This is a genomic window from Ensifer sp. Root1252 (genome assembly GCF_001425885.1).
Lineage (GTDB): Bacteria > Pseudomonadota > Alphaproteobacteria > Rhizobiales > Rhizobiaceae > Ensifer > Ensifer canadensis.
On sequence record NZ_LMDT01000059.1, the window covers coordinates 26,171 to 51,169 of the forward strand.

26 protein-coding genes are annotated in these 24,999 nt (G+C 61.9%); 12 read left to right on the plus strand and 14 right to left on the minus strand.

What is annotated here, in order from left to right; genetic code table 11:
* Positions 1-155: 155 nt before the first annotated feature.
* The gene (locus tag ASD02_RS35845; protein WP_025428444.1) at positions 156-1,148 is read right to left on the minus strand and encodes an autoinducer 2 ABC transporter substrate-binding protein; all 993 of its coding nucleotides are present in this window, start codon (positions 1,146-1,148) and stop codon (positions 156-158) included.
* Positions 1,149-1,391: 243 nt separating this feature from the next.
* Here ASD02_RS35845 and ASD02_RS35850 point away from each other — a divergent pair, with 243 nt between their 5' ends.
* The 3 genes from ASD02_RS35850 to ASD02_RS35860 all read left to right on the plus strand — a co-directional run bounded on the left by ASD02_RS35850 (position 1,392) and on the right by ASD02_RS35860 (position 3,622).
* On the plus strand, positions 1,392-2,450 hold the full coding sequence (locus ASD02_RS35850) for a LacI family DNA-binding transcriptional regulator (protein ID WP_057220158.1): 1,059 nt from the start codon (positions 1,392-1,394) through the stop codon (positions 2,448-2,450).
* An 89-nt stretch (positions 2,451-2,539) separates the two neighbouring features.
* Positions 2,540-2,989, plus strand: a complete 450-nt coding sequence (locus tag ASD02_RS35855) for an Lrp/AsnC family transcriptional regulator (RefSeq protein ID WP_057216269.1) — start codon at positions 2,540-2,542, stop codon at positions 2,987-2,989.
* A gap of 3 nt (positions 2,990-2,992) precedes the next feature.
* Complete coding sequence (locus ASD02_RS35860; RefSeq protein WP_025428441.1) at positions 2,993-3,622, plus strand: LysE family transporter; 630 nt, start codon at positions 2,993-2,995, stop codon at positions 3,620-3,622.
* Positions 3,623-3,647: 25 nt separating this feature from the next.
* Here the strand turns inward: ASD02_RS35860 and ASD02_RS35865 are convergent, their stop codons facing one another.
* From ASD02_RS35865 to ASD02_RS35880, 4 genes are all read right to left on the minus strand, one after another.
* The gene (locus ASD02_RS35865; protein ID WP_057216210.1) at positions 3,648-4,040 is read right to left on the minus strand and encodes a GFA family protein; all 393 of its coding nucleotides are present in this window, start codon (positions 4,038-4,040) and stop codon (positions 3,648-3,650) included.
* Between the two features lie 144 nt (positions 4,041-4,184).
* Positions 4,185-5,189 (minus strand): DUF535 family protein, encoded by a 1,005-nt coding sequence (locus ASD02_RS35870; protein WP_234908102.1) that lies wholly within the window; start codon positions 5,187-5,189, stop codon positions 4,185-4,187.
* A gap of 216 nt (positions 5,190-5,405) precedes the next feature.
* The gene (locus ASD02_RS35875) at positions 5,406-6,578 is read right to left on the minus strand and encodes an ATP-binding protein (RefSeq protein WP_200951741.1); all 1,173 of its coding nucleotides are present in this window, start codon (positions 6,576-6,578) and stop codon (positions 5,406-5,408) included.
* Entirely contained in the window at positions 6,575-7,270 is a 696-nt protein-coding gene (locus ASD02_RS35880; protein ID WP_057216216.1) for a response regulator, read from the minus strand. Before ASD02_RS35880 ends, ASD02_RS35875 begins: the two co-directional genes overlap by 4 nt.
* Positions 7,271-7,612: 342 nt before the next feature.
* Here ASD02_RS35880 and fabZ point away from each other — a divergent pair, with 342 nt between their 5' ends.
* Positions 7,613-8,101 (plus strand): 3-hydroxyacyl-ACP dehydratase FabZ, encoded by a 489-nt coding sequence (gene fabZ, locus ASD02_RS35885; protein ID WP_057220159.1) that lies wholly within the window; start codon positions 7,613-7,615, stop codon positions 8,099-8,101.
* Between the two features lie 277 nt (positions 8,102-8,378).
* Positions 8,379-9,176, plus strand: coding sequence for a phosphatase PAP2 family protein (locus tag ASD02_RS35890; protein ID WP_057220160.1), 798 nt, complete (start codon positions 8,379-8,381; stop codon positions 9,174-9,176).
* Between the two features lie 39 nt (positions 9,177-9,215).
* Here ASD02_RS35890 and ASD02_RS35895 read toward each other — a convergent pair whose 3' ends face one another.
* Positions 9,216-10,217 (minus strand): substrate-binding domain-containing protein, encoded by a 1,002-nt coding sequence (locus tag ASD02_RS35895; RefSeq protein ID WP_057216274.1) that lies wholly within the window; start codon positions 10,215-10,217, stop codon positions 9,216-9,218.
* A 192-nt stretch (positions 10,218-10,409) separates the two neighbouring features.
* Between ASD02_RS35895 and ASD02_RS35900 the strand changes: the two genes are divergently transcribed.
* The 4 genes from ASD02_RS35900 (at position 10,410) to ASD02_RS35915 (ending at position 15,805) form a co-directional block, all read left to right on the plus strand.
* On the plus strand, positions 10,410-11,438 hold the full coding sequence (locus tag ASD02_RS35900; RefSeq protein ID WP_057220161.1) for an ABC transporter substrate-binding protein: 1,029 nt from the start codon (positions 10,410-10,412) through the stop codon (positions 11,436-11,438).
* Positions 11,439-11,574: 136 nt separating this feature from the next.
* A complete protein-coding gene (locus ASD02_RS35905) occupies positions 11,575-13,812 on the plus strand; it encodes an iron ABC transporter permease (protein ID WP_057220162.1) in 2,238 nt (745 codons plus the stop codon).
* Positions 13,809-14,870, plus strand: coding sequence for an ABC transporter ATP-binding protein (locus ASD02_RS35910; RefSeq protein WP_025428431.1), 1,062 nt, complete (start codon positions 13,809-13,811; stop codon positions 14,868-14,870). The genes ASD02_RS35905 and ASD02_RS35910 overlap by 4 nt, the downstream gene beginning before the upstream one ends.
* 122 nt (positions 14,871-14,992) lie before the next feature.
* Positions 14,993-15,805, plus strand: a complete 813-nt coding sequence (locus ASD02_RS35915; RefSeq protein WP_025428430.1) for an inositol monophosphatase family protein — start codon at positions 14,993-14,995, stop codon at positions 15,803-15,805.
* A 22-nt stretch (positions 15,806-15,827) separates the two neighbouring features.
* On the opposite strand, the gene ASD02_RS35920 is transcribed toward ASD02_RS35915, so the two are convergent.
* Both ASD02_RS35920 and ASD02_RS35925 read right to left on the minus strand, forming a co-directional pair.
* Positions 15,828-16,601 (minus strand): slipin family protein, encoded by a 774-nt coding sequence (locus tag ASD02_RS35920; protein WP_025428429.1) that lies wholly within the window; start codon positions 16,599-16,601, stop codon positions 15,828-15,830.
* Between the two features lie 26 nt (positions 16,602-16,627).
* Positions 16,628-17,992: a nodulation protein NfeD gene (locus ASD02_RS35925; protein ID WP_057220163.1), complete on the minus strand. Its 1,365-nt coding sequence runs from the start codon at positions 17,990-17,992 to the stop codon at positions 16,628-16,630.
* Positions 17,993-18,236: 244 nt separating this feature from the next.
* On the opposite strand from ASD02_RS35925, the gene ASD02_RS35930 reads away from it, so the two are divergent.
* On the plus strand, positions 18,237-18,938 hold the full coding sequence (locus ASD02_RS35930; protein WP_057208940.1) for a DUF2161 family putative PD-(D/E)XK-type phosphodiesterase: 702 nt from the start codon (positions 18,237-18,239) through the stop codon (positions 18,936-18,938).
* Positions 18,939-18,957: 19 nt separating this feature from the next.
* Complete coding sequence (locus tag ASD02_RS35935; RefSeq protein ID WP_025428426.1) at positions 18,958-19,326, plus strand: YbaN family protein; 369 nt, start codon at positions 18,958-18,960, stop codon at positions 19,324-19,326.
* A gap of 40 nt (positions 19,327-19,366) precedes the next feature.
* Here the strand turns inward: ASD02_RS35935 and ASD02_RS35940 are convergent, their stop codons facing one another.
* The 6 genes from ASD02_RS35940 to napE are packed head-to-tail and all read right to left on the minus strand — an operon-like array spanning position 19,367 to position 23,966.
* The gene (locus tag ASD02_RS35940) at positions 19,367-20,062 is read right to left on the minus strand and encodes a NapC/NirT family cytochrome c (protein WP_057220164.1); all 696 of its coding nucleotides are present in this window, start codon (positions 20,060-20,062) and stop codon (positions 19,367-19,369) included.
* A 4-nt stretch (positions 20,063-20,066) separates the two neighbouring features.
* Entirely contained in the window at positions 20,067-20,567 is a 501-nt protein-coding gene (locus ASD02_RS35945) for a nitrate reductase cytochrome c-type subunit (protein WP_038577799.1), read from the minus strand.
* Complete coding sequence (gene napA, locus ASD02_RS35950) at positions 20,537-23,041, minus strand: periplasmic nitrate reductase subunit alpha (protein ID WP_025428423.1); 2,505 nt, start codon at positions 23,039-23,041, stop codon at positions 20,537-20,539. Before napA ends, ASD02_RS35945 begins: the two co-directional genes overlap by 31 nt.
* Positions 23,016-23,303, minus strand: a complete 288-nt coding sequence (locus ASD02_RS35955) for a chaperone NapD (RefSeq protein WP_057220165.1) — start codon at positions 23,301-23,303, stop codon at positions 23,016-23,018. Before ASD02_RS35955 ends, napA begins: the two co-directional genes overlap by 26 nt.
* A complete protein-coding gene (gene napF / locus ASD02_RS37880; RefSeq protein ID WP_244494345.1) occupies positions 23,296-23,781 on the minus strand; it encodes a ferredoxin-type protein NapF in 486 nt (161 codons plus the stop codon). Before napF ends, ASD02_RS35955 begins: the two co-directional genes overlap by 8 nt.
* A gap of 17 nt (positions 23,782-23,798) precedes the next feature.
* Entirely contained in the window at positions 23,799-23,966 is a 168-nt protein-coding gene (napE, locus tag ASD02_RS35965; RefSeq protein ID WP_038577795.1) for a periplasmic nitrate reductase, NapE protein, read from the minus strand.
* Positions 23,967-24,495: 529 nt separating this feature from the next.
* Between napE and ASD02_RS35970 the strand changes: the two genes are divergently transcribed.
* Positions 24,496-24,975 (plus strand): GNAT family N-acetyltransferase, encoded by a 480-nt coding sequence (locus ASD02_RS35970; protein ID WP_057208907.1) that lies wholly within the window; start codon positions 24,496-24,498, stop codon positions 24,973-24,975.
* The last annotated feature ends 24 nt before the right edge of the window (positions 24,976-24,999 follow it).

Here is a 24,999-nt window from a genome sequence, read left to right on the forward strand (position 1 = left end):
GGGACGTGCCAGGCCGGCCGAAGCCGGCCCAGCAGCCGGGAGAACCCACTGCATGTTTCCTTAAATCGCTGCCGATCTAGGGATAAAACATGCAACAATTCATAGCGTTACAGCGGTCTTTGCGCGTCCAATAGGACGTGCGACGCTGTAGCGGGTCAGAGACCCATGGCCGCAAGGTCCGCGACTGTATCCTTGTTGATCGGCACGAGCTGATCGACGATGATGTTGTGGTTCTCGAAGTCCGGCTTGACCTTGCCGAGACCTTCGATCTCGTCGCCGTCCTTGACTTCCTCACCCTTCATCAGCTTGTCGGCGAGCGTCACGAACACTTCGCCCGCCTGCTTCGGATTCCACATGAAGCCGCCGGAGATCGCGTCCGACTTCACCAGCTTCTGCCCCTGGCCCGGCGAGAACGGGCCGAGCACGAAGATCTCGCCGACCTTGCGGCGCTCTTCGACGGCGCGGCCTGCCCCGATCGGTCCCTGACTGCCGAAGGCAAGGAACCCCTTGAGATCCGGATGGGCGGAAATCAGATCGAGCGCGGTCGAGCGGCTCTTGTCGACGTCTTCGGCAACGCCGTAGCGTTCGCCGACCAGCGTCATATCTGGGTGGTTCTTCTTGATGTAGGCAATCGCTGCATCGGCCCAGGCATTGTGCAGCGGCACGGTCAGCGAGCCGACGAAGACGGCATATTCGCCCTTGCCGCCCATCTTCTCGGCGAGCAACTTGCCATGCGCTTCGCCGAAGCCGGTCGAGGACGCCAGCTCGAAATCCCAGTCGGCGCCCTTCTGGCTCGGCGATTCATGCGTAATGACGATGATGCCCTTTTCCTTCGCCTTGGTCAGAACCGGCTCCAGAACCTTGGCATCGTTGGGCACGACGCCGATGACCTTCACGCCCTGGGCGATCAGATCCTCGATGGCGCGTACCTGCAGCGCCGGGTCGGCGCTCGTCGGGCCGACCATGAAGGCGTCGATGCCGAGCTTTTGGCCACGTTCCTTGATGCCGGCCTCCATGGCGTTGAACCACGGAATACCGCCAATCTTGACCACGACGCCGACCTTTCCGGCGTCCTGAGCGAATGCCGCAGCCGCGCCGGCAAGCGACAGCGATGTCGCCAGGGCGGCGACCAGAATTTTCTTGATCATGTCTCTCCTCCACTCGTCCCCCATAGGGAACACGCCCGGCTGCGAAAGCGCCGGCCTCCAGTTTCAAATCGCAACTGGCTAGGAACGAATTCCCGCCTCCCTGATCGCCGCCTCCTCAGACGACACCATCGCATGCACAATCGATATTTCTTGTTTGCACAATCGATGGTGCAAAGACTATTGTGCAGACTTAATCTTTCGTCAAGGGGAAATCGGCACTAAGACGATGAGGGAGGCACGTGGATGACGAAGAGCAGCAAGAAGAAGGCGACGATCTACGACTTGTCGGTGCTATCAGGCAGTTCGCCTTCAACCGTGAGTGCGGTTCTGAACGGGACCTGGCAGAAACGGCGGATCAAGGAGAGCACGGCGGCGCTGATCCGGGACCTGGCCGAAACCCACCAATACACCGCCAACCGCCAGGCACGCGGCCTGCGCAGTTCGCGCTCGGGCCTCATCGGCCTGCTGCTGCCCGTCCATGACAACCGTTACTTCTCTTCGATGGCGCAGACCTTCGAAGCGCATGTCAGAAGCAAGGGACAATGCCCGATCGTCGTCAGCGCCAGTCGCGACCCGGAAGAAGAGCGCCGGACTGCAGAGACGCTGATCTCCTACTCGATCGACGAGCTATTCATCTGCGGAGCGACAGACCCGGACGGCGTGCACGAAGTCTGCGAGACCGTGGGCCTGAAGCATATCAATATCGACCTACCCGGCACCAAGGTTCCGTCCGTCATCAGCGACAACTACGAAGGCGGCCGGATGCTGACCGAGGCGATCATCCGCCATTTCCCGGCGGATCAGCCACTGCGGCCGGATGAGCTCTACCTCTTCGGTGGCCGCGACGACCACGCCAGCCGTGAACGCATCCGTGGCTTCCGCGCCGTCAAACGCGAGCTGTTGGGAGAGGATCCGGACGGCTGCATCCAGCCGACAGGCTACGCTCCCAACAATGCCAGGCTCGCCTTCGAAGCCTTCTACGAAAAACACGGCAAGCTGCCGCGCGCCCTGTTCGTCAACTCCTCGATCAACTTCGAGGGCCTGTTGCGTTTCATGGCCGGTCATCTGCACGAGAACTTCGCCGACCTCACCGTCGGCTGCTATGACTACGACCCCTTCGCGTCCTTCCTGCCCTTCCCGGTCATCATGATCCGGCAGGACGTCGAGGGCATGATCGCCAAGGCGTTCGAGGTCATCGAAGAAGGGCGGCCCCAGCCACGCATTCACCTGATCAGCCCCGAGCTGGTCCAACCACGCACGGCGCTGACCGGCCCGCTCGATGCCCTCAAGGACATCGACTGAGCTACGATCTCCGTTGATTTTTCGGCTGCGCAATATTTCCACCGATGATTTTTCTGTACATCTATTCTATTTCCACGTATTCATTGGATATGGACGAAATAGACAGAAAAATCATTGGAATTCTCGCGCAGGACGCCCGCCGGTCTTTGACCGACATTGGTGCTGCGGTCGAGCTTTCGCCCTCCTCGGTCAACGAACGTATCCGCCGGCTCGTCACTAGCGGGGTGATCCGCCGCTTCACCATCGACGCCGACCATAGCGCGCTCGGGCTCGACGTGCTCGCCTATGTCTGGGTCGGACTATCCCCCGATGCGGATGAAGCCGCGTTTCGCACCTTCATGGCCGATCACCCCTCGGTTGCGGAGTGCCATCACGTCACCGGCGCCTGGTCCTATTGCGTCAAGGTACGCATGCCATCGCTCGGCGATATCGAGCCCTTCCTGGCAGAGCTCAAGCACCGCCGCTTCCTGGCTCGTAGCGAGACGGTGATTGCCTTGTCGACTGTAAGGGAAACCCAGTTCACCAGCCCGGAGCGCTGATCCATGTCTGCATTGCTGTTTGGAAAAGGCCTGTTGCTCGGCCTGGCCATTGCTGCCCCGCTCGGCCCGATCGGTGTGCTATGCATCAACCGCACGCTCGAGCGCGGCTTCTGGGCCGGTGTCGCCGGCGGCTTGGGCACGGCGCTTGCTGACGCCAGCTATGCACTGCTGGCGGCCGCCGGCTTTGCTGCCTTTGCGACCCTGCTCGCCACGGTATCGACACCGCTCAGCCTGCTCGGCGGCGCCTTCATGATCTGGCTTGGCTGGCGTGGGCTTCAACCGAGCCCGGTCACAGCCGCGGCCCAGGTCGGTGCGCGCGACCTCATCCAGACAACCGCGGCGACCTTCGCGCTGACGATCGCCAATCCGCTGACGATCCTGTCCTTTGCCGCTTTCTTCGCCGTCCTCGGCCTGGCGAAAGCCGGTGGGCTTGCGAACGCCGCCATCGTCGTTGCCGGCGTATTCCTCGGTTCACTCGCCTGGTGGATGCTTTTGAGCGGCGGGATCGCCCTTGCCCGGCAACGCCTGCCCGATCGTTTTGTCAGCTGGGTCTCACGCCTTTCGGGTATCGTCCTGATTGCCTTCGGTGCGATAGCCATCGGCTCGGTCGTTGTGAACCTCGCCTCAGATTAAGAGCTACGCCAACAGCTGCCAACGGCTATTCAGCCGCTGGCTTGACGCATTCGACATGCCACCATTTCGGTCGTCCGCCGCGGTAGCTATGCGAGACCGGGATCAGATCAATGGCACCGGTCTTGTCGAAACAGCCGAGCACCAATGCCACGACGGGTGCGTCATCGAGCGCACCGATCGTGCTCCCGCACTTCCCGCAGAAGGCGCGACTGGAATAGTCCGAGGAGCGATAGGTCGAGGGCGCACCGCCCGGCCCGATCCAGGCAACAGCTTCCGTTGGGAATTCAACCCAGGCGACGGTCAGTGCACCCGAATGCCGCTGGCACAGTTTGCAGGAGCACGTGTGCGGCTTTCCAGCCGGCCCCTGCGCCTCAAAACGGATCGCCCCGCAAAGGCATCCACCAGTATGTGGTTTCATCCTCTTGGTCACGGCTCTTGTCACTCTTTACCCTCAGTTGCAGTTTCGATTCGCACAACATAGCGTGCAGCACGCAACTTGGCGTAGCGCTGTATTGACACACTCCGTCAGAGGTCCAGGAAAAGAGCAGTCATGCGCCGGCGGTCAGTAGAACCACGCGCCGATGTCGCGAAACGCACGTTTGCTCTGGTCGCGCCTGTTTCCGCCTTGCGCGGCCTGGCCCTCGCCGGTCGGAAGACTGAAGCCGAACGGATCAGACGGCTCGCCTCCCCTGTCGCGCCAATAGGCATCGAGATCGGCCATCATCATCCGGCGGCGTTTGCGCCGCCTGCGATTGATCACATGCCTTTCGTTGGAGACGGCATAGACGTGCGGAGCGTTGCCCTCGGAGGCGAGCCCCTGAAGCGTCAGCAAAACGGCGTCCTTGGGCCGCAAACCACCAAGATCGCGGGTCGCGGTAATCAACGCACGTTTCGCATCGCCTCCGCGCGGCCCCTGCATACCGCCGATCGCCAGGCTATAGGCGCCTTCACCGCAGCGCACGAAGGCAAAACTGACGGTACACAGCGCATAGCGATCGCTTTGCCGGCTGAGCCTGATCGCAAAGGCGCCCTCATGGCGGCCGCCGCAGTGGTCGGCCAGCAGCAACTGGATGCGATAGTTTTCGTCGCGCCCGCCAACGGTGCCCATTTCCATCGGTGTGCCGCGCCAAAGCGCCATCAGCGAGCGGCGGGACAGGACTTCGCTCGCCACATCGAAGTGGTCCATCAACAGTTCAAGACGCCGCCGCGAGGACGCGCCATGCAGCAGAAAGGTCGGGACCGACTTGCGGATGAGATCGTCATGCGGAAGCCCCAATTTGTAGCGATCGCCGAACGCGCCGAGAAAGGCGAGCCAGCGCGTCGTCAGCACCGGCTGAAGCAAAAGGCGCATCGAGAACACGGCCGCTCGCTTCAACGTGAGCCGCCCGCCGAGTTTGAGGACCTGCCACAGGATCTGCCGGCCCGAGCGACCGCGCTCCGGCATATTGGCGGCAGCGACAAAGCCCACCGATGGCGGCAGGGCCTCTACTGTGTCACCGCCATCTAAGGGGAGCGATGGCAAACCCGATCGAGCGCTGTATTCCTGCAAACGACCTTCCAGGGACATGATGCAATTCCTTGAAAGCAAATGCTTGTCCAAGCATCGCCGGGATATCCGGCGCCGCTGGGTTTGCCTTCTGTTTGTCAAGGGAATGCGGAGATGTGATCGGGAATTGAGCGCCGTTTGTGGCGCATCCATCTCCGCGTGCAAATCGCCGCTCGGCTTTCGCCGAACGCTGCACAGGACCTGACCCGGCCCTATTCAAGGTCATTCTGATAGTGATCAGGCGGCGCTTTCGCGCGGCAGCATTATGGTGATCATCGCTCCGCCGCCGGGGCGCGCTGCGAACTCCAGCCGGCCGCCGTGGGCCTTGGCAATCGCCTGCACGACGGAGAGGCCAAGGCCTGTTCCGCCGGTTGCTCGCGATCGTGACGCATCGCCGCGCCAGAACAGGTCGATCGAATGGGTCGACACGTCGTCCGGGAGCCCTGGCCCGCGATCGAGCACGCGGATGAAGGCTTCATCGGCTCCACGCGCACCGGTTTCGCAGCGAAGCACGCCACCGGAGGCCGCATAGCGGCAGGCATTTTCGACGAGCGCGAGCAGGGCCTGGCGCAGGCGCTGGGAATCGCCCGACACGACCGCTGGTTCGAGCGCTGCCTCAAGCGAGAGGCCTGCGGATGCCAGAATGGTGCGGGAGGCGCCGAGCACCTGTGTCGCCTCGGCAGAAAGATCGACGGCGCTGCGCTGGGTGACCAGCTTCTGGCCCGCCGCCAGCGAGAGTGTGCGCAGATCCTCGACCAGGGCGGACAACCCTTCCACCTGCACGAGGAGCTGCCGCACACGCTCCTGTTCCAGCGGAAAGACCCCGTCGGCCATGCCCTGCAGATTGCCCTGCAATATCGTCAGCGGTGTGCGCAGTTCGTGGGCCACGGCCATCGTGTTGAAGCGCAGACGGCTTTCCATGCTTTCAAGTTCCGCCGCAAGTTCATCGAAAGTCCTGATCAACGTCGCCACTTCCTTCGCCCCCTTCCGCACGGATCCAACACGGACTGCGAAATCGCCCGCGCGCAGATCCTCGGTTGCCTGCGCGAGCAATTCCAATGGGCGGCTGATTTTGCGGGCAAGCCAATAGCCGATCAGGCTGCAGGTTGCCGCAGCGATGACACCGAACGTGATAATCGACAGGTCGATCTCGTTGTTGCCCCATTCCTCAATCTGCGGGATGTTGGTGACGAGCGACCGAAGGTGCTCCTCCTGAGGCATGCGGCCGGCATTGAGGTCGGTATATGCCTGGGCCGCGCCAGACGGCATCCGCTTGAGCATCCGCTCCTCAAGGTCCGACTCGACCCACATGACCCCGAAATAGACGATACAAACACTGACCACGAGCAGGACCGCCTGAAGCATGGCGGTGAGAACGCTGAGCGGCAGCCGCGACATTCTGATTTTCATCTCGGCTCCACGAACCGGTAGCCGACGCCGCGAACCGCGGTGAAGAATCCGCAGGCTCCGAGATCCTCAAGCTTGCGCCGAAGGTTGGCGACATGGGTATCGACGGTGCGCGCCAGCGCGTCACTATCCGGAAGGCAGGCGTCGAGTATGTCGGCCCGATCAAAGGCGTGCGTCGGGCGGCGGATCATGTGGGCCAGGATACGGAACTCGCTGAGCGTCAGCGGCAGGGACCGGCGCTTGCCGCTGTTGTCGATAAAGGCGGCATGGGCGTCGAGGTCGACCTCGACGTTTTCGAAGCGCAATATCGTGGCGCCGGCGCCGTTTCGCGTCCGCCGCAGCACCGCATTGACGCGAGCCACGACCTCCTGCGGATTGAACGGCTTGACGACATAGTCGTCGGCGCCGAGCCTAAGGCCAGCCAGTCGATCGAGATCCTCGGCAAGGGCCGTCACCATGATCGTTGGAGTGTTGCTTTCGCGACGGATGCGCGCCAGCACTTCGAAACCGTCGAGCCGCGGGATGCGCACGTCGAGAAGAATGAGGTCGGGCGAAAGCACGGAATGGTGGGTAAGCGCGGTTTCACCATCCGCAGCACGCACAGTCCTGAAGCCATCGCGCACGAGATAGGCATCGAGGATCTGCGCGATCTCCGGTTCGTCCTCGACCAAAAGGATGAGCCCCTTGTCGACCATCTGCAAATTCCTCGCGCATGTGTTGTGGTCTCGAGCTTATGGGACGAAAAAATCCGGCATGCAATTCATCCGAGCAGTGCTCGACAGCATCACAGAGCGTTCCGCATCAAGCGTTCTTCGTTTCTCCGCCATTTCTTGACAAATCGAACCGAGTGTCCCCGCCGACGCCCCCGGACCATAGCTGTCGAGCACGGTGCATGTGCCTTGCGGCCCCATCCAACACGACCGATCGAAACTGCACACGCCTGGCTCGCTCATCCGGATCGCGCCGAATGGCGGGCCGCCACCTCTTCTCGCATGGCCGGACGCGGGCCAACCATTAAAAACCACAAGGAAACTTTCATGCCTCTTGAAACGAACGATCTTACGTCGGCCGACATTGCCAGGATTCTGCAATGCATCCCGCATCGCTATCCATTCCTGCTCGTCGACAGGCTCGTCTCGATCCGTGGCGAAGAAAGCTGCGTAGGGATCAAGAACGTTTCGATCAACGAGCCGCAGTTTCAAGGGCATGTCCCAGGCAATCCGGTATTCCCCGGAGCGCTCATCATCGAGGGCATGGCGCAGACGGCGGGCGTCATGTGTGCCGCCTCCAAGCTGGCGCAAGGGTTGACGCCCAAAATCATCTACATGCTGACGGTGGACAAGGCACGGTTCCGCAAGCCCGTCCGCCCCGGCGACGCCATCGCTTATCACATGACCAAGCTCGCCTATCGCCGCAATATCTGGCGTTACCGCGGCGAGGCCCTGGTCGACGGCGCGCTCGTTGCCGAGGCCGAGATTTCGGCATACCTGGAGACCGAAGGGAAGCAACCCGTGGCGGCGGCTTGAGCTTGCGATGACAGCCACGCGTGGCGATCCGATGGGTCGCCCGTTTCTCATCGATGCTTAGGTTAACCGCTTAGCAGCCACTTTGGCCCTCGCGGTGGCGCAGCCTTGCCCAGCGCCGCGTGGGGAGGAATGCCTGCCCCAGCGGCCCTAAGCACCACTTCGAATGGTTGATTTTCCGTCCGCTCCGAGCCTTCTCGAGTTCCCCGCCCTTCCTTGACAGACAACCGCAACTCTCCCGCTCGCACCTCCTCAGATTTTTTCATCGCGAGCATTCGGAATGTCCAGCTTCCTGCAATCCACCACCACACCTGCCGCCGGCCGCCGGTGGCAGGCTGCCAATCCCCAGACATGGCTTGCGCGATGCTACGCCTACGTCCAGGAACAGCCGATCCAGGCAGCCGCATCGGCAACGATCTTCGTAGGCTTCAGTTTCATGGCGTTTCCCGGCATCGATCTCACCGTGTCTCGCTGGGCGGCGGCCGGTGACGCGGATTTTCCGCTATCGCGAGAACACGCGCTGCGTTTGCTGCGCGATTTCAACCGTCTGATCCCGATTTTGATCCTGCCTGCCGTAGCAGTCATGCTAGCCGTGCAGATGCGCGCGCCGCGCGCCTGGTTGCCACGCCCGCACAAGATGTTGTTTTTCCTGACCTTCTATGCGCTCGGCCCGGGCCTTGTCATCCAGCTCCTGAAAAGACTGGTCGGCCGTGCCCGGCCCTCTGAAGTCATCGAGTTCGGCGGAACCCTGCCGTTTACGCCCGCCTGGCAGGTGTCCGGTGCCTGTTCGCGCAGTTGTTCGTTTGCCTCCGGCGAGGCGGCGACAGCGATTGCCTTGATTGCATTGGTGGTCTTTCTACCAACACGATGGCGCTTGACGACGATAATCGCCTTGATCCCCGTCGTGCTCGCCTTCTCGCTCAACCGCATCGCCTTCGGAGCCCATTTTCTCTCGGATGTCGTGCTCGCCTGGTTGCTGATGCTCTGGATCATGCTGTGGCTATGGTCGGCCTTTGCAGCCCATGGCACGCGCATCGATGCCGCTCTGACACGCGGCCAACGCCATCTCGAAACATGAGATCGGCGGCAGCCTCGCTGCCGGTCGGTTTCTGCTTACTCAGGCGCTGCGCACGGACCGGCGCCAGACGAAGGGGGCGTTGAGCCGCAGCGACTGCGATTGCCCGACATCATCACTCATCAGCCACGCGACCGCCGCTGCCGCGATCTCCTCGATCGGCTGGGCAAATGTCGTCAGGTCATAGGAGTTCCAGGCCGCCTGCGGAATGTCGTCGAAGCCGACGACGCAGAGATCGTCGGGGATCGACAGCGAAAACTGATGTCGCGCCGCGTCCATGAAGCCGAGAGCCACGAGATCGGTGACGCAGAAGACCGCATCCGGGCGCTCGCGGCGGGTCATCAACCGCTGAGCGAGAACCTTGCCGCTTTCGTAACCCGTCGGGCCGAAGCGCTCGACGGTCACATCGAGCCCCTGCTCCCGCGCGGCGGCAACGAAGCCCACTTCCCGCGCCATGAGGCTCGGCGTTCCCGCTTCCGAATTGGCAAAGGCGAGACGGCGGCAGCCTGCCCGCAGGAACGCCGTCACGACGCTCTGCGCCGTGTCGTCCTCGTCGAGGTTTATCCGGAGCGGTCCCTGATGCTCGTCGTTTCGATTGATCAGGACCAGCCGCTGGCCGTTCCTGACGCAGAGATCGACGAGCGACTTGTCCGGCATGCCGGACAGCACGATCGAGGCATCGGCCCGGTACCGGATCGCCTGCCGCAACGCCATATCGACACGTTCGTCGGAGCGGTCGGTGTTGACGAGCATCGCGATCTTGCCGGCGTTCTGCAGTTGCTGCGTCAGCGCCTTGATCAGCGCAGAACGATAAGGCGTGCCCATATCGGAAACGACGAGGCAGACGATGCCGCTTTCGTTGCGCATCAGTCCGCGGGCAAGATGATTGACGTGATAGCCGAGCGCTTCAGCCGCCTCCATGACCTTGCGGCGCGTCTCCGGTGCAATGCTTGCACCCGCTGTAAACGCGCGTGAAACGGCGGACCGGGAAACGCCGGCCTTCCTTGCTACTTCCTCGGCACTGACGAATATCTTGTCGCTCATCGGGAACCAATCTTGCACGGCCTTGCAAACTTCTTGCAACAAATCTCAAGTCTGTGCAAGCTCGATCAAACCCAATAGATTAAACTTTCCGTATTTGTTTGGACTTGGATTGACAACATTCCAATCCATGTGACACCTTGCACGCGCTTGCATTACTGCGGTGTGGAGGCATCGCATCATTGGGAGGAAGTTATGAAAGCTGTATCCATTTCGGTTGCGCTCGCCGCAACCGGCCTAGCATTCGCGGCGTCTGAGGCGCAGGCGGCAGGCAGTCTCAATCTGATTTGCTCGGCAGACGTCGTCATTTGCGAGCAGATGACCGCCGATTTCGAGAAGGAAAGCGGGATCAAGGTCAACATGGTTCGCCTGTCTTCTGGCGAAACCTATGCCAAGGTTCGCGCCGAGGCGCGCAACCCCAAGACCGATATCTGGTGGGCAGGCACCGGCGACCCGCATCTGCAGGCCGCATCCGACGGACTGACGCTCGAATACAAGTCGCCGATGCTCGACCAGCTCCAGGATTGGGCGAAGAAGCAGGCCGAAGGCTCGGGCTATCGCACCGTTGGCGTCTATGCCGGCGCGCTCGGCTGGGGATACAACACCGAGATCTTCCAGAAGAAGGGCTTCAAAGAGCCGAAATGCTGGGCCGATCTGCTGGACGCGTCGCTGAAGGGCGAGATCCAGATGGCAAACCCCAACTCGTCGGGTACAGCCTATACGGCGCTTGCATCGCTGGTGCAGATCATGGGCGAAGACCAGGCGTTCGATTACCTGAAGAAGCTCAACGCCAACGTCGCGCAATACACCAAGTCAGGCTCGGCGCCGGTCAAGTCGGCAGCACGCGGCGAGGCCGGCCTCGGCATCGTCTTCATGCATGATGCCGTCGCCCAGACGGCCGAGGGTTTCCCGATCAAGGCGATCGCCCCTTGTGAAGGCACCGGCTACGAGATCGGCTCGATGTCGATCATCCGCGGTGCCAAGAACCTTGACAATGCCAAGGCCTGGTACGACTGGGCGCTGAAGGCAGACGTTCAGTCGCGCATGAAGGACGCCAAGTCCTTCCAGCTGCCGTCCAACAAGAGCGCGGAAGTGCCGAAGGAAGCACCCAAGTTCGAGGATATCAAGCTGATCGACTACGACTTCGCCACCTATGGCGATTCCGAAAAGCGCAAGGCACTGCTCGAGCGCTGGGACCGCGAAGTCGGCGCCAGCGCCAACTGACGGCATTCGGTTTGCGATCGGCCGGATCGAACGATCCGGTCGATCACATCTCGAAAGACCGCACGCGTTTCCGGCGGCCGAAAGCCGGCCCTGCAACAAATCGACATTCCAATATTGAAGAGACGCGAGGACCGTGATGGAACATCGCAACCGTAGGCTCGACCTCACACTCGGGCTCGGGCTGGCCGCATTCCTGGCTGTGCCCTGGTACCGCATCGAGGGAGGCTTCTTCGGGCTTGGCTGGCTTTCCGGCTTCCCCTCCGATGCTGCCGTGGCACCCGGCCTTGCGCAAATCTTTGCCCACGGGCGTTCATGGCTCGTCGTCGCGCTTGTCCTGCTCGGCATCTGCGCGGTTGCCCGGCTCGTCCGCGATCCGGCCCGCCGCGGCCTGGTGTTGGCGGCAGCCGGCGCGCTCGGCCTTCTCTTCATCGCGGCCCAGGGTCTGGCGATCGGCTTTACCGGTTGGACCTGGACGATCAGCGAAAGCCTGTTCGGCCCGCTTGCCGACGGACAGCCCTCGATGGGCGCCGGCGCCGTCCTCGCTTCCCTCGCCTTCGTCCTCATCTTCGCATTTGGGCTGGCGGAGCGCGGCGTCATGAAGGGCGATGCCTTCATCGTCGCCTCGATCGCGCTGCTCGTCTGCCTCGTCGTCGTCTTCGTCTTCTATCCCGTCGGCAGCATGTTTGCGGCTTCAGTCCAGGACTTCGACGGTTCGTTCAAGCCTGATGGTTTCCTGCGCAACATCCAGGACGGCTCGATCTGGAGCCTTGGCTGCGTCACCGGGGGCGAGCGCTGCGGCGTCGCCTGGCGCACGCTGTGGCTGGCGCTGATGACCGCTTCCGGCTCGACCTTGCTCGGCCTAGCGTTTGCCCTTGTCGCAACGCGCACCCGCTTCCCCTTCAAGAAGGGTATGCGCATGCTGACGGTGCTGCCGATCATCACGCCGCCCTTCGTCATCGGCCTGGCGCTCACCCTGCTCTTCGGCCGCGCCGGCGTCATTACGGAGTTCCTGTCCGATGCTTTTGGCATCGAACCGGGCCGCTGGCTCTACGGCCTCACCGGCATCTGGATCGCGCAGGTGCTGTCCTTCACCCCGATCTCGTTCCTGGTGCTGATCGGCGTCGTCGAGGGCGTCAGTCCCTCGATGGAAGAGGCATCGCAGACGTTGCGGGCCGACCGCTGGCGGACATTCTGGAACGTCTCGCTCCCCCTGATGAAGCCGGGCCTTGCCAACGCCTTCCTGATCGGCTTCATCGAGAGCATGGCCGATTTCGGTAATCCGCTCGTGCTTGGCGGCAGCCATGGCGTGCTTTCGACGGAAATCTTCTTTGCCGTCGTCGGCGCGCAGAACGACCCGTCACGCGCCGCCGTGCTCGCCATCATCCTCTTGTGCTTCACTTTGTCGGCGTTCCTTGCCCAGCGCTATTGGCTGGCGGGCAAGAATTATTCGACCGTGACCGGCAAGGGCGATTCAGGCTCGCATATCGCTCTGCCCCGCTCGCTGTCGATCGGCGTCCACGCCGTGGTGATCCCGTGGATGATCTTCACGGTCGTCGTCTATGGCATGATCCTGTTTGGCGGCTTCGTGAAAACCTGGGGTCTCGATAACTCGCTGACGTTTGAGCACTATATCAAGGCCTTCTCGTTCTCGGTCACCGACGGCGTCATCGCCTGGACCGGCGTCGCCTGGAATTCATTCTGGACGACGATGGAAATCGCGCTGATCTCGGCGCCACTGACGGCCCTCGTCGGGCTGTTGACCGCCTACCTGATCGTCCGGCAGCGATTTGCCGGGCGGGATGTGTTCGAATTCGCCTTGATGTTGAGCTTTGCCATTCCCGGCACGGTCATCGGCATCAGCTACATCATCGCCTTCAACCTGCCGCCACTCGAAATGACCGGCACGGCACTGATCCTCGTTGCCTGCTTCGTCTTCCGCAACATGCCGGTGGGCGTACGCGGCGGCATCGCGGCGATGAGCCAGCTCGACAAAAGCCTGGACGAGGCATCGCTGACGCTCCGGGCAACCAGCTTCCGCACGCTGCGCAAGGTCATCCTGCCGCTCTTGCGTCCGGCGATCGTCGCCGCCCTCGTCTACTCCTTCGTCCGGGCGATCACGTCGATCAGCGCCGTCGTCTTCCTCGTCAGCGCCGAATACAACATGGCGACGTCCTATATCGTCGGCCTCGTCGAAAACGGCGAGTTCGGCGTGGCGATCGCCTATTCGTCGGCCCTCATCGTGGTGATGATCACTGTCATCACCGGCCTGCAACTGCTTGTCGGCGAGCGCAAGCTTCGGCGGGAGAACCGCGTCTTCGGCGCGGCTCCGGCCCGCGCTGCCACCAAGACCCTTTCCCAGGAGAACCCCGCATGAGCACCCCACGCACCGGCTCGGTCGTCTTCCAGAACGTGCGCAAGCAGTTCGGCGCCTTCACCGCCATCCACGATCTGTCGCTGACCATCGAACCCGGCACTCTCGTCACCCTGCTGGGGCCATCCGGCTGCGGCAAGACCACCACGCTGCGCATGCTCGCCGGCCTGGAGCATCCATCCGCCGGCCGGATCCTGATTGGCGGCAAGGACGTCACCATGCTACCGGCCAACGAGCGCGATGTGTCGATGGTGTTCCAGTCCTACGCGCTGTTCCCGCATATGACCTCGCTCGACAACGTCGCCTACGGCCTGGAATCCTCGGGCATGAAGAAGAAGGAGGCACGCGATCGGGCCGAGGAAGGCCTGAAGCTCGTCGGCCTCGGCGGCCTTGGCCAGCGGCTGCCGGCCGAATTGTCCGGTGGGCAGCAGCAGCGCGTCGCCGTCGCCCGCGCGCTGGTGCTCGAGCCGCAGGTGCTGTTGCTCGACGAACCGCTTTCCAACCTTGACGCGCGGCTGCGCCGGCGCGTCCGCACCGAAATCCGCGAGCTGCAACAACGGCTCGGCTTTACCGCCGTCTACGTCACGCACGACCAGGACGAGGCGCTTGCCGTCTCCGATAGGATCATCGTCATGAAGGATGGCGAGATCGCCCAGGAGGGGGCGCCGCGCGAACTCTACGAGGCGCCGGCATCGGCCTTCATCGCCGACTTCATGGGCGAGGCCAACGTACTGCCGTGCGAAATCACCGCATCCGACGCCGGCCTTGCCACCATCCGTGTCGGCGGCCTCGAACACAGGCTGCCATCGCGCGATGCTCGGCCCGGCCCATCGAAGCTCGCCGTGCGCCCCAATGCCGTGACGCTGACGCCGGCGACTGGTGCAGCACTGCCCGGTACGATCAGTACCGCCGCCTATCTCGGCGGCCACATCGAGTATGAAGTTGAAACACAGAATGGATTGCTATTCGTGGTTGATGATGCGATCGAGGAGATGTTATCTCCCTCGACCGAAGTCGCCATCGGCTTCCGCAACCGCGGCCTTGCTTTGATTACTGCATAACTCCTTAAACCCGGGAACATTATGCAGCAAATTTAGAGCGTTACAGCATCTTTTGCGCGCCCAACTGACGCGCGGCTCTGTAGCGTATGATGTCTTGAGATCGACACAGGAAGGACTATTGCATGACTTCGCCAATCGCGGGCCTTGAAGCTCGCTTCGCGCTCACCAAGACCATTGCCGAGGAAGCCGGACGGCTTGCCCATGACTACTTCCTGCAGCGCGAGACTCTGGTCATCGAAACCAAGGCCGACGCCCATGACGTTGTTTCAATCGCCGACCGGAACGTCGAGACGCTGATCCGCGATCGCATCAGCGCCTCGTTCCCGGACGACGGTGTGCTCGGCGAAGAACACGGCCTTGTCAGTGGCACTTCGGGCTTCACCTGGGTGATCGATCCGATCGATGGAACGACGCCCTTTGTCAACGGCATGCCCAATTGGTGCATCTCGATCGCCGTGCTTTATGCCGACAAACCCGTGATCGGCGTGATCCAGTCGCCGTGCCACGACGAGCTCTATGCGGCTGCTTCCGGACTGGGCGCGACGCTCAACGGCAAGACCCTGCGCCTCGATGCGACACGGACGATCCGCGATGCCGTCACCGGACTTGGCGCCAACAATCACGTGACGCCGGCCGAAGTCGCGGGCATCGTCGAGCGCCTTCTTGCCGCCGGCGGCAACTTCATGCGCAACGGTTCGGGCGCGCTGATGATCGCCTATGTGGCCGCCGGTCGGCTCGTCGGCTACTACGAGCCCTACATGCATGCCTGGGATTGCCTGGCCGGCTATTGCCTCGTCAACGAGGCAGGCGGCTGGTCGCTGCCCTTCCCGACACAGGGCGAAGCCCTGACCCGGGGAAGCGCTGTTCTGGTCGCAGCGCCCGGTGCTATCGACGACCTGCTCAAGGTCGCACAACTCGAACGCAAGGCAGCCTGAAACATCGAGACCCCAAACGTGATCAGCTCGTCGACTTATCGACCTTGGCCGACAGCAGGTTGACGAGCTCCATCGGGAACGGAAACACGATCGTCGAGTTCTTTTCGCCGGCGATCACGTTCAAGGTGCTCAAATAGCGCAACTGCATGGCTTCGGGCTGCCGGGCGAGGATCTCGGCGGCCTCAAGCAGTTTTGCGGCCGCCTGCTGCTCGCCTTCGGCATTGATGACCTTGGCGCGACGTTCCCGTTCGGCCTCTGCCTGGCGGGCAATGGCGCGGACCATGCTTTCGTTGATGTCGACATGTTTGATCTCGACCGTGGCAACCTTGATGCCCCAGGCATCGGTCTGGCTGTCGAGGATCTTCTGGATGTCTTCGTTCAGGCGGTCGCGTTCTGCCAGCATCTCATCGAGGTCGTGTTTGCCGAGTACTGAGCGCAATGTCGTCTGGGCGAGCTGGCTCGTCGCCATCATGAAATCCTCGACCTGGATCGTCGACTTTTCGGCATCTATCACCCTGAAGTAGATGACCGCGCTGACGCGGACCGACACGTTGTCGTGCGAGATGACGTCCTGGCTTGGAACATCGAGCACGCGGGTTCTAAGATCGACCCGCACCATCTGCTGGACATAGGGAAGAAGCAGGATCAGCCCCGGACCCTTGACGCCCGTGAAGCGACCGAGTGTGAAGATGACGCCGCGCTCATATTCGCGCAGGATCCTGATCGCATAGGCAATGACGATCAGGAGGAACAACAGGATCGCGAGATAGGGAGCGAGGCTCCCAAGTATGTCCATGATCTTTACTCCTTCTACCGCATGCGTCAGGCTTTTGCCTCGTCGCGCGCGACCTCAAGCGTCAGCCCGTTGCGGCCGACAACCTTCACATTTTCTCCCGCATCCAGTGTCTGGCTGCTGACAGCCTGCCACCGTTCGCCGTGGGCGATCACATAGCCGTTTGCGCCGGACCAGCTATCGACCTTGCCCCGCAGCCCGATCATCTGCTCGCCGCCGGTCACCACCGCATGGCGCCGCGCGCTGAAGGCGAGACGGGCGACGAGCAGGCTGAAACCGAGGCTGGCAATGCCGACGCCGGCAAGCATCGCCCATGAGACCTGCAGCCCCGGAGTGTCGGTATCGAAAAGGATCGCAGCGCCGAGAACCAGCGCCAGGGCGCCGCCGGCACCGAGCACACCGAAAGAAGGCGAATGCGCCTCCGCGACCATCAGGCCGATACCGAGCAGGATCAAACCGAGACCGGCATAGCTGACCGGCAAGACGGCCAGAGCGTAGAGCCCGAGCAGCAGGCAGATCCCGCCGACGGTGCCGGGCACGACCGATCCGGGGGTCAGGAACTCGAAGATCAGTCCATAGACGCCGATCATCATCAGAATGATCGCGATGTTCGGATCGGTGATCACCCCAAGCAGGCGCGTGCGCCAGTCGGGCACAAAAGTCTCCACGCCGAGCCCAGCCGTTTCAAGCGCGATATCCGTCTGCCCGACACGGACAATTCGTCCCTGCGCCCGCTTCAGCAGATCGTCGACCGAAGTGGCAGTGAAATCGACGACTTTCTCCTGAACGGCAGCCGCCGCAGACAGGCTCGCAGCCTCGCGCACAGCCCGTTCGGCCCAATCGGCATTGCGCCCGCGCAACTCGGCCAGCCCGCGGATATAGGCGACGGCATCGTTGATGAGCTTGGCCTCGATTGTCGTCTGGGTTGGCCGAGATTGGGCAGCAGTATCTTTGTCGTTCTCGTCGGGACGCTCGTCCTTCTGGCCGCCGAACATGTCTCCGCCGATCGCGATCGGCGTTGCCGCCCCGAGATTGGTTCCCGGCGCCATGGCAGCGATATGGCTTGCATAGAGAATGTAGGTGCCGGCGCTTGCCGCACGTGCTCCGCTGGGTGCAACGAAGCTCGCGACTGGAACGGATGATGCCAGGATCGCCTGGATGATTTCGCGCATGGAGGTATCGAGACCACCCGGCGTATCCATTTGGAGAACGACAAGCGGCAGGTGCCGATCATTGGCCTTCTGCAAGCCGCGTTTGATATATTCAGCCGATGCCGGACCGATCGCCCCCTTCAAAGACAGCACCAAAACAACCTTCTCGGTTTCTGGCGCGGACGCGGCGGGAAACACGAATGCTGATATCAGCGACAGCAACAGGGTGAGGACTCGCAACATCTGTCGTCAAAGCCTCGGATACCGGGCGCCCTCCGGCGAAGGCCGCCCACGCAGCAATATTAACACACCATAAAGTTAAGACGAAGCACAACGCACCACCGCGCTGCGACCGGACAACCGGATGACAAAGCCCCGGATCGGGGCTATCTGCATGTCAGAACAATTGCCCCGGCTCGCGTAACAAACGACCATGGCGGCACTTGCCAAGACGAACCGCCTTCGATCTCGACAGGAACCCATCCGCTTGGAGACAACACTTTATCTTCCGATCAAGCGCTTCCTCGAAGAGGCGGGATACTCCGTCAAAGGTGAGGTCGGGGGCTGCGATATCCTTGCGCTCAGCGACGACGAGCCGCCGCTCGTCGTTATCTGCGAGCTGAAGCTGACGTTCAATCTGGAACTGGTGCTGCAGGCAGTGGATCGCGCCAATGCCGGTGACGAAGTTTGGATCGCAGCGCGTGTCTCGGCCAAGGGCAAAGGGCGGGAGAGCGACCGCCGCTTTCGCGATCTCTGCCGCCGGCTCGGGTTCGGCATGCTCGCTGTTGCCGACAACGGCACGGTCGACGTGATTGTTGCGGCATCGGCCGCCATGCCGCGCAGGAACCTGAAAAAGCGAGCGCGTCTCATCAAGGAACACCGCCGTCGCAAGGGCGACCCGACGCTCGGCGGCAGCACGCGCGCGCCGATCATGACCGCCTATCGCCAGCAGGCCCTCGCCTGCGCGGCGGCATTGCAGGATGGCAATCTACGTCCTCGCGACCTGCGTGAGGCCGCACCCGATGCCGCCAAGATCCTGCAAGGCAATGTCTATGGCTGGTTCGAACGGGTCGACCGCGGCATCTATGCGCTGACCGAAATGGGAGCTGAAGCACTTCGGCGCTGGCCGCAAGGCCGAGTATCGGGTGAGAATGATACCGCGGCGATGTCGACATGTTCCGAAGATTGACCCGGCTTGGAGACCAGCTATGAACCTTCCTCTTCGGCTGCTCTGTCTTGGTCTTGGATGGCTGATGATCGGTTTCGCCGTCGCCGGCATCTTTTTGCCGATCTTGCCAACCACGCCCTTTCTTCTCCTGGCGGCCGGCCTGTTCGCTCGCGCGTCGCCGCGACTTGAGCGCTGGCTGCTGGAACACCCGACCTTCGGTCCATCCTTGCGGCTCTGGCGGGAAAAAGGTGCGATACCGGCACGGGCAAAGATCATAGCCATTTCGCTGATGGCTACGAGCTTCGCCTTCTTCTGCATCGTCAGCAAACCGAGCCTTCCGCTTGCGTCGGTTGTCGCCGGGGCGATGCTGCTCCCGGCCCTTTTTATCATCACCAGGCCGACCGCCTGAGGGGTCACCCACTTCGCGGCGCATTTACCGGAAGCGACGATCAGAGATTGCTGGCGTGAAGCTCCATCATCGCGCGGCGAAGATCGTCGATCGGCGTCATGCCCGAGGTGCTTGTGCCTTCCAGCTCCTTCGGCATCTTCCAGCCGGGATCGATACCCTGCATGTTCGGCAGTTCGTGCGCGATGCCCTTGTGGCAATCGATGCAGGTCGCCTTGCCCGATAGCAGGTAGCGCGTGTGAATGGTGGCGGCCCGCTCCGTCTGCTTCTGCAGATCCATGGCAACAGAGGAATGGCAGTTGCGGCATTCCAGGCTGTCGTTGGCCTTCAGCCGCGCCCATTCGTGCTGGGCCAGTTCAAGCCGTTTTTCCAGAAATTTGGGGCGGGTGTTGATGGTGCCGAAGATCTTGCCCCAGACCTCCTTCGACGCCTGCATCTTGCGGGCGATCTTGTCGGTCCACTGATGCGGAACGTGACAATCCGGGCAGGAGGCGCGCACGCCGGAACGATTGGAAAAATGGATCGTGCGCGTCAGTTCCTCATAGACGTTGTCTTTCATCTCGTGACAGGAAGTGCAGAACTTCTCGGTATTGGTGATCTCCAGCGCCGTATTGAAGGCGCCCCAGAACATCACGCCACCGATGAAGCCGCCCAGCGTCAGAAAGCCGAGGCTGAGCGTGCCCGCCGGCGTGCTGACAAGCCGCCACACCCACAGGATAAGTCTCCGGGTCCGCTGCATGGGCTCACTCGCTTCCGGCTGGCTTGACGCCGAGTTCGCTCATGTCCTTGAAGACATTGTCGACCAATGGGCGAACATCCGCCTGCGGCACATGACATGCCGTGCAGAAGTAGCGCCGCGGCGAAACGTCGGCGATCATCTGCCCGTCGCGCGTCATGTAGTGCGTCACGCTGATCATCGGTGCCCCGCTATCCTGCGTGAACTCGCGTTTGTGGCAGGAGAGACAGCGGTTGGTATTGACCGAAAGCTGGTAACCCTCGATCGAGTGCGGGATGATCGGCGGCTGGTCCGGGTAGGCGCGCATCTTGCGTTTGTCATCGACCACCCATTTCGGCAAGCTCGCGGCAGCCCCGGTTTCCATCTGTGGTGTCGGGCCTTCAAGCTGCGGCACCATTTGCTGGACGACCTGGGCAATCGCCGTCGTCGTGACAAACATGACGAGGCCGATGGCAACGACCACCCATTCTGGTCGCTTCAAGCGACTGAGACGATCTTGACTGCGCATTTTTTGAAATCCGTCTGTTTGGAGATGGGATCCGTTGCGTCGAGTGTCACCTTGTTGATCAACTGGCTCGCATCGAACCACGGCACGAAGATCACGCCGGGCGGCATGCGATTGCGTCCGCGCGTGTCGATGCGTGAGCGGATCTCGCCGCGCCGCGACATGATCCGCACCTCCGCTCCCTGATTGATGCCGCGCTTGCGGGCGTCATCCGCATTCATGAAGCAGCGGGCGCCCGGAAAGGCGCGATAGAGCTCCGGCACACGCATCGTCATCGAACCCGAATGCCAGTGTTCGAGCACGCGACCCGTCACCAACCAGAGATCGAATTCCTCGTCGGGCGATTCCGCCGGCGGCTCGTAGGGCACCGCAAGAATGACCGCCTTGCCATCCGGGCGGCCGTAGAATTTCACGCCCTCGCCGGCCTTGACGTAGGGGTCGTAGCCCTCGCGATAGCGCCAGCGCGTCTCCTTGCCGTCGACCACCGGCCAACGCAGACCGCGTTCCTCGTGGTACCGGTCGTAGGGCGCGAGATCGTGACCATGGCCGCGACCGAAGGTGGCATATTCCTCGAACAGCCCCTTCTGGAGGTAGAAGCCGAAGGCTTCGGCCTCGTTGTTGGCGTAGTCGCCGCTGACTTCGCTTAAGGGGAAGCGGTTGACCTCACCGTTCTGGAACAGGACGTCATGCAGGCTCTTGCCCTTGAACTCTGGGTTGGCAGCGAGGATTTCGGCCGGCCAGACTTCGTCGGTTATGAAGCGCTTGGAGAACTCGACCATCTGCCAGAGATCCGAGCGCGCCTCGCCCGGCGCCTGCACCAGCTGGTGCCAGACATGGGTCCGCCGCTCGGCATTGCCGTAGGCGCCTTCCTTTTCCACCCACATGGCCGCCGGCAGGATGAGGTCGGCGCTCATGGCCGTGATCGTCGGATAGGCATCCGAGACCACGATGAAATTCTCCGGGTTTCGATAGCCTTGGTAGGTTTCGTTGCTGGTATTGGGGGCGGCCTGGACGTTGTTGTTGACCTGAACCCAGTAGAAGCTGAGCTTGCCATCCTTGAGCATGCGATCCTGCTCGACAGCGTGATAGCCGGGCTTTTCCGGGATGATCCCATGCGGAACGCGCCAGATCTCCTCGGCGTGCTTGCGGTGCTCCGGATTGGTCACGGTCATGTCGGCAGGCAGACGGTGGGCGAAGGTGCCGACCTCGCGCGCGGTGCCGCAGGCTGACGGCTGGCCGGTCAGCGAGAACGGGCTGTTGCCGGGCTCCGAGATCTTTCCGGTCAGAAGGTGAATGTTGTAGACCATCTGGTTGGCCCAGACGCCCCGCACATGCTGATTGAACCCCATGGTCCACAGCGACATCACCTTGCGCTGCGGATCGGCGTAGAGCTCGGCGAGTTCTTCCAGAAACGCCGGGTCGACACCGGTCATCTCGGCGGTCTTCTCCAGAGTGTATTCCGAGACGAACGCCTTGAACGCCTCGTAGTCCATCGGCTCCATCTTGCCGGGGTCGGATGAATTGGCCGCCTTAACTTCGATGGGATTGTCCGGACGCAGGCCATAGCCGATATCGGTGACGCCGCGCATGAAGGTGGTGTGTTTGCGAACGAAGTCCTCGTTCACCCGGCCCTTCTCGATGATGTAATTGGCGATGTAGTTGAGGATCACCAGGTCGGTGCCGGGTTTGAACACCATCGGAATGTCGGCGAGGTCCATGCTGCGGTGGGTGAAGGTCGACAGAACAGCCACCTTCACATGCGACTGGCCCAGGCGACGATCAGCAAGCCTGGTCCACAGGATCGGATGCATCTCCGCCATGTTCGAGCCCCAGAGCACGAAGGCGTCCGCATGTTCGAAGTCGTCATAGCAGCCCATCGGCTCGTCCATGCCGAAGGTTCGCATGAAGGCGTAGGCCGCCGAGGCCATGCAGTGGCGGGCATTGGGGTCGAGGTTGTTCGAGCGGAAGCCGGCGCGCATCAGCTTCGTCGCAGCATAGCCCTCGAAGATCGTCCACTGGCCGGATCCGAACATGCCGACCGCCGTCGGCCCCTTTTCCTTCAGCACCTTCTTGCACTGTTCGGCCATGACGTCGAAAGCTTCGTCCCAGCTCACCGCCTCGAACTCGCCGTCCTTGCTGTAGGCGCCGTTCAGCTTGCGCAGCATCGGCGTCTTCAGCCGGTCGGAGCCATACATGATCTTGGAGAGGAAATAGCCCTTGATGCAGTTGAGGCCGCGGTTGACCTCGGCCTGCATGTCGCCATGGGTGGCAACGACCTGCCCCTCCTTGACGCCGACCATGACGCCGCAGCCGGTGCCGCAGAAGCGACAGGGCGCCTTCGACCACTTGATTTCGAGCGCGCTGATACCGCCGGGCACCGGTTGAGCGGCGGCGGGCAGTGCGATGCCGGCGGTGGCGGCGGCGATGCCGGCCGCGTGCGCCTTCAGGATATCACGCCGCGTCAGTTCGGTGGTCATCGTCCGTCACTCCTTCCGTTTCGACATGTTCGAAAACCATATTGGCCGCTACCACGCCCTCGAGCGTGGAGATCGTCGACAGGCATTCGCCAAGCATGCCGGTACTCGTTCCCTCGATGACGACGACAATCTTGCCGCCCTCATGTGCGTAAACCTCGACATTTGCCATGCGCGCCAGCGCGGCAAGGACAGCATCCTTCATCGCCGGAAGAGCGACGACGACGGCGCTTGAGATATGATAGTGCCGGGAGAGATCAGGCATGGACGCCCTCCTGAACCCGATCCGCAATGCCGATTGCACCGACAGGACAGACGCCGATGCAGGCACCGCATCCGGTGCAGCTGTCGACGTCCACCTCCGGCAGGAACGGCCCGCCGGTCCGCGGCCGAAATCGGATCGCCTGCTGCGGACAGGCATCGCGACAGGATTGGCAGGCGACATTGTTGCGCGCGAGGCAGCCGTCGCCGATCGCAACGACATGGGCAAGCCGCGTTACGGCCTCCGCTGCGAATACCTGCTCCGGACAGGCCCGTGCACAACCGCCGCAGAACGTGCATTCGCCGCCTGAAAAATCGAGCGACGGACGTTCGTCAAGCAGCACGATGATTTGGGTGGGACACTTTTCCACACATTGGCCGCAGCCGGTGCATGCCGTCAGGCTTTCAAGCGTGACGCCCGGCGGCAGGACGCGCCTCCGCTCCGCCTGCCGGCCCAGGAACAATCCTCGTCTGGTTGTCATCGCCCCCATGGATCACCTCAATGCCCAAGCGGGCCGGGAGGGCCGTAAACGATCTGCAGCATCCATACGATGAAGCCGTAACCGCCGACCACGCCGACGGCCACCAGCGGCCAGATGCCAAAGGCAAGAACAAGAAATGTCAAAAGCTCCTGGCGCCGGCGAGATCGCGGCTCCTGCTCGGTCAAGTGCTGTGGAGGTAACTCTGACACGCCTGGCTCCCGGGCTCGTTGAACCGAAAGCATAGTAACAATCCGTGACGGAAAATAAAGCGGAACAAACTCTACTTTTGTAATCAAGAATAAAAATAACATCTGTCAATTCAATGAGATATTTGCCCTGGGAATTGCAGTGGTTCCTTGAAAAAAACAGCGAAAATCAAACTTAGTATTTTTGTAAATTACAATATGAAAAGAACAACAAGAGAACGAAGAGCGGCGGCGACAGCTTGGCGCATGTGCTGGCAGTGCGCGCATGTTCAGTCTCGAAGCCATTGGTTTTTGAAGGCAACTCGATGATTCGTCGTTTGACCGCCGACGAGTTCGCCGGAGCCAAGGCTCTGTGGCGCGATAATACTATGCGCAGCCGACTGTTCTCGCTGTCAACCCTCCCACCCCATCGCCACGATTGCCGGTTGACAACCCGCCGGAGATGAGGACACATATTGCATTACAAAGGGATCAATTCCTTAATAAGGGAATATACGGAGGACTAGGGGTGCCGGACTTGCTTGTGAGCTTGTATTCGCCGACGCTCGCCAATCTCAAGCGGAAAACCGACACGACCGGCATTCGCATTCGCCCGGCGCTGCCGCCCGAAATGCACGTCGTCGTCGACTGGGTAAGGCAGAACTTCAGTGAGAATTGGGCGAGCGAGGTTTCGGTCGCCTTCTCCCGCCAGCCGATCGCCTGCCTGATCGCGGTGGAAGGTGGTAAGCTGCTCGGCTTTGCCTGCTACGACACGACGGCGCGCGGTTTCTTCGGCCCGACCGGGGTCGCCGGCGAGAGCCGAGGGCGCGGTATCGGCGTTGATCTGTTGACCGCATCGCTCGAGACCATGAAGACGCTCGGCCATGCCTATGCCTTTATCGGCGATGCCGGCCCGGTCGATTTCTACGCCAAGACCATCGGCGCCGTTGCCATCCCCGCCGCCGACAAAGGCATCTACGAAGGCATGCTTCGTAATCCATCCAAATAATCATCTGAACATCGGAGCTCTCCA

Excerpts from the sequence above, each read along its gene's own strand:
- ASD02_RS35845 (WP_025428444.1), bottom strand. The coding sequence starts at position 1,148 with ATGATCAAGAAAATTCTGGTCGCCGCCCTGGCGACATCGCTGTCGCTT.
- ASD02_RS35850 (WP_057220158.1), top strand. The coding sequence starts at position 1,392 with ATGACGAAGAGCAGCAAGAAGAAGGCGACGATCTACGACTTGTCGGTG.
- ASD02_RS35855 (WP_057216269.1), top strand. The coding sequence starts at position 2,540 with ATGGACGAAATAGACAGAAAAATCATTGGAATTCTCGCGCAGGACGCC.
- ASD02_RS35860 (WP_025428441.1), top strand. The coding sequence starts at position 2,993 with ATGTCTGCATTGCTGTTTGGAAAAGGCCTGTTGCTCGGCCTGGCCATT.
- ASD02_RS35865 (WP_057216210.1), bottom strand. The coding sequence starts at position 4,040 with ATGAAACCACATACTGGTGGATGCCTTTGCGGGGCGATCCGTTTTGAG.
- ASD02_RS35870 (WP_234908102.1), bottom strand. The coding sequence starts at position 5,189 with ATGTCCCTGGAAGGTCGTTTGCAGGAATACAGCGCTCGATCGGGTTTG.
- ASD02_RS35875 (WP_200951741.1), bottom strand. The coding sequence starts at position 6,578 with ATGAAAATCAGAATGTCGCGGCTGCCGCTCAGCGTTCTCACCGCCATG.
- ASD02_RS35880 (WP_057216216.1), bottom strand. The coding sequence starts at position 7,270 with ATGGTCGACAAGGGGCTCATCCTTTTGGTCGAGGACGAACCGGAGATC.
- fabZ (WP_057220159.1), top strand. The coding sequence starts at position 7,613 with ATGCCTCTTGAAACGAACGATCTTACGTCGGCCGACATTGCCAGGATT.
- ASD02_RS35890 (WP_057220160.1), top strand. The coding sequence starts at position 8,379 with ATGTCCAGCTTCCTGCAATCCACCACCACACCTGCCGCCGGCCGCCGG.
- ASD02_RS35895 (WP_057216274.1), bottom strand. The coding sequence starts at position 10,217 with ATGAGCGACAAGATATTCGTCAGTGCCGAGGAAGTAGCAAGGAAGGCC.
- ASD02_RS35900 (WP_057220161.1), top strand. The coding sequence starts at position 10,410 with ATGAAAGCTGTATCCATTTCGGTTGCGCTCGCCGCAACCGGCCTAGCA.
- ASD02_RS35905 (WP_057220162.1), top strand. The coding sequence starts at position 11,575 with ATGGAACATCGCAACCGTAGGCTCGACCTCACACTCGGGCTCGGGCTG.
- ASD02_RS35910 (WP_025428431.1), top strand. The coding sequence starts at position 13,809 with ATGAGCACCCCACGCACCGGCTCGGTCGTCTTCCAGAACGTGCGCAAG.
- ASD02_RS35915 (WP_025428430.1), top strand. The coding sequence starts at position 14,993 with ATGACTTCGCCAATCGCGGGCCTTGAAGCTCGCTTCGCGCTCACCAAG.
- ASD02_RS35920 (WP_025428429.1), bottom strand. The coding sequence starts at position 16,601 with ATGGACATACTTGGGAGCCTCGCTCCCTATCTCGCGATCCTGTTGTTC.
- ASD02_RS35925 (WP_057220163.1), bottom strand. The coding sequence starts at position 17,992 with ATGTTGCGAGTCCTCACCCTGTTGCTGTCGCTGATATCAGCATTCGTG.
- ASD02_RS35935 (WP_025428426.1), top strand. The coding sequence starts at position 18,958 with ATGAACCTTCCTCTTCGGCTGCTCTGTCTTGGTCTTGGATGGCTGATG.
- ASD02_RS35940 (WP_057220164.1), bottom strand. The coding sequence starts at position 20,062 with ATGCAGCGGACCCGGAGACTTATCCTGTGGGTGTGGCGGCTTGTCAGC.
- ASD02_RS35945 (WP_038577799.1), bottom strand. The coding sequence starts at position 20,567 with ATGCGCAGTCAAGATCGTCTCAGTCGCTTGAAGCGACCAGAATGGGTG.
- napA (WP_025428423.1), bottom strand. The coding sequence starts at position 23,041 with ATGACCACCGAACTGACGCGGCGTGATATCCTGAAGGCGCACGCGGCC.
- ASD02_RS35955 (WP_057220165.1), bottom strand. The coding sequence starts at position 23,303 with ATGCCTGATCTCTCCCGGCACTATCATATCTCAAGCGCCGTCGTCGTC.
- napF (WP_244494345.1), bottom strand. The coding sequence starts at position 23,781 with ATGACAACCAGACGAGGATTGTTCCTGGGCCGGCAGGCGGAGCGGAGG.